Annotated in this window: 1 protein-coding gene and 1 pseudogene; both read right to left on the bottom strand. The window is 47.7% G+C overall.

Annotated features, from left to right (window positions below; translation table 11 throughout):
• Positions 1-295: pseudogene (locus R7093_RS24315) on the bottom strand (hypothetical protein); the annotation flags it as partial.
• Positions 296-307: 12 nt separating this feature from the next.
• Positions 308-940 carry an energy transducer TonB gene (locus tag R7093_RS24320; RefSeq protein WP_318146895.1) on the bottom strand — a complete coding sequence of 211 codons (633 nt, stop codon included), beginning with the start codon at positions 938-940 and terminating at the stop codon, positions 308-310.
• Positions 941-943: the final 3 nt, after the last annotated feature.

A 943-nucleotide genomic window follows, 5' to 3' on the forward strand; every position in this document is an offset into this window, starting at 1 on the left:
TTAACGCATCAGCAAAATACTTTGCTGCTTTCGGGTAGTCATCTTGCAGAGAGTACAAAAAGCCCATCTGTTGCAGTAAGACTGCACGGTCATATTGTTTTTTGCTTGTACTACTTAATGCTGAGTTCAATTTAGAAAGGGCATCAGCGTACTTTTCTGTAGCAATGAGTTCCTGAACTTTGTTTACCGTTCGAAACGTTTTGTCTGACAACTCCGGAGTGTTGGCAAAACCAGGCGCGCCATACGCGCCTGACAATAACACTAGAGAAGCCAACAGTTTGGTATATGCTTTCATACGTATGACTCCTTAGTTTGTAGAGAACTCAATTTCTTGAGAAAGGCGAGAGCTAACCGCTTTACCGTCAACCATTTTGGGTTTGAAGGTCCACTTAGATACGGTTTTCTTCGCGGCTTGTCCCAAGCCCAACTTACGTGGTGTCTCTTTTAAAACTTTGACGTCCTCGACGCTACCACGTTCGTTAACAGTAAACTCTACAAGTACGATACCTTTCTCAAGTCCAGAACGGGCGGCCTTACGAGGCATCTGAGGTTGGAATGTTGCTAAAGGTACAGGACCTCCGCTACCTGCCAGTCTCGCTCCGCCACCTTGGCTGTAATGACCGAGTACTGAGCCACCAGTGACGTTTACTGGTAGATCGAGTTTTGGCATATCCATTGGAACTTGGTCCATCACCGGTTTTACTGTCGACGTCACCTTCATTTCTGGTGGCGGCGGCGGACGCTTAGGTGGTGGCGGTTTCGGGAGTTCGCGTTTTTTCTCCTGTACTTTTTCGTCCGGTTTAATGCGAATGAAATCGACCATACGCTGATCATCATTCGACACTAGCTCGTGGCGCTCTTTGTTTACCAGCTTGTCCCTCCCCCAGAACAATCCGAAGGGGACAATGAGCGCCAGTGATATAGAGGCCAGATACCGCATAGG

The organism is Vibrio sp. 1580 (assembly GCF_033340055.1).